At 69.0% G+C, this 1,927-nt stretch carries 1 protein-coding gene; it reads right to left on the bottom strand.

The annotated features are described in order from the left end of the window. Nucleotides 1-187: 187 nt before the first annotated feature. Nucleotides 188-1,813, bottom strand: a complete 1,626-nt coding sequence (locus VGJ14_10620) for an IS1634 family transposase (GenBank protein HEY2832867.1) — start codon at nt 1,811-1,813, stop codon at nt 188-190. Nucleotides 1,814-1,927 lie beyond the last annotated feature (114 nt).

Consider the following 1,927-nt stretch of genomic DNA (forward strand, 5'->3'; position numbering starts at 1 on the left):
ACGTCGAAAGCCTGGGAGAACGCTGCTTTACCGACCCCACGTAAAGGGACCTGCCGCGCCGCCAGACCCAAGACGACTTGGGCCGCGGGCCGTCGGTACACCGGCAACGCCCGCAGCATCGCGCGCTCGGCTAGCCCCGCATTTCGCACATGACGGTGGGTGGCCCGGCGACTCCGAGATTTGTTGATCATGGTGGTCGGGTGGGGTCGACGTCAAGCATGTCCAGGAGTCGGGCTTGTATCGGTCCTGGTCGGGGAATGATCGCGTGCCGGCCGTCGGAGGCTGGGATCAGGCGCAGCCGCGACAGTGCCTCGAAGATCAGTCGTCCGGTGGGTTTGGTCGGGCGGCCGGGTCGGAGTCCGTCGAGGGTAGTGGCTGGGGCGATGGCCCGGCGTACGTGGCGTTCGACGAGGCTGAAGATGAGCAGGGCCAGGCAGATCACGGTGATCAACGCGGCGATCCGGCGGTTGTTGTGCAGGAACATCGGGGCCACGGCCAGTGGTCCCTTGAAGGCGCCGTAGCGGCGTTCGACGGCTTCTTGACCCTTGTAGCGGCGCAGCACCTCGGACGGGTCGATGTCGGTGGGCAGGTTGGTGAGCAGGGCGTACCAGCCGTCGGTAGCGGCTTCCTGGGCGAGCGCGGCCTGGTCGAACGACCAGGCCAGGGTGGGTTTCCCGGTGCCCGGGTCGGTACCGATGGTGGTACGCAGGTAGGCGGTGACCCTGCGGTCGCGGGCGATCGCGGCGACCCGGGCGGTGACCGCGGCTTGGTCGGGGTAGTGCCGTGAGCCCAGCCCTCGAGCGAGCCGGTCGAGGTCGTCGCGGGCCCGGTCGAGCTTCTTGACCCGAGCGGTGGCCGCGGCGGCGGCCCGCGCGCTGGAGTGCACGAACACCCGCCGCAGCGCCAGCACCGGGTCGCGTGTGCGTTTCCCGGTGATCGTCATCGCGTCCTCGCGGACCGCCCAGCTGCCCCGCGCCGCGGGCGCGACCCCAGCGTCGCGGTCGGCGACGTAGTCCACCTCGGTGGCCGTGCCGCGATCGAGCGCGGCCAACTCCGCGGCCCGCACGTAGGTCTTCGACGCCGGCGCGATGAACTGGACCCCGGCCGCGATCATGTCCGACAAGTTGCTGTAAGACACCAGCTTCGAGTCCCCGACCAGCAGGAACCGTCGCGGACCGGCCAGGTCGCGGCATGCCCGCATCGCCGTGCTGACCTGGCTGACCTCACCGGCACCACCGGCATAAGCGCGGTGGAACACCGGTACCGCGCCGTCCCCGGTCACGGCCAGCCCGGTCTGGATCTGCTTGAGATCCGGGCGCCGATCCTTGGGATGCCCGAACTTCGGGGCTGGATGATCCGGGTCGGTCTGCTCGTAGGCCCCGTACAACGACACCGAGGTCATGTCCCAGTGCAGCCGGGCCACATCCAACCCGAACCCCGCGATCGCCTGCGCACCTACCGAGCCCACGATGTGATCCAGTTCCGGCGCGATCGCGTCCAACGCCCGCGCGATCCGATCGTCGTTGAGCGCCCCAGAGGGCACCCCCAGCGCCTGGTCGACCGCCCACTCCCGCGCCCAATCACCCACCCGCCACATCGGCGCAGGCGAGGTCAACCGATTCGCGATCAACGCCTCGATCACCTGCCCATGCGACACGATCGCCACATCCCGCACTGGACACGCCCGATCGATGATCCCGACCAGATCGAGCCGCCGGGAGAACTCAGCCACCACCGGCAACGCACCCAACGCCATATCCACACTCGACGGCCCATACACCGCCCGCTGCCCACGCACACCCTGTTGTCGCATCCCGCGCTAACATGATCAAGACAACGCGCCGAGAACTGACCTTCCATCATGTGCGAAGGACGGGGCTAGCGAGCCACCCGGTGCAGGGTGGGCTCTGTCAGGAGGTCCCCGGTG

Source organism: Sporichthyaceae bacterium, from assembly GCA_036493475.1.
GTDB lineage: Bacteria > Actinomycetota > Actinomycetes > Sporichthyales > Sporichthyaceae > DASQPJ01.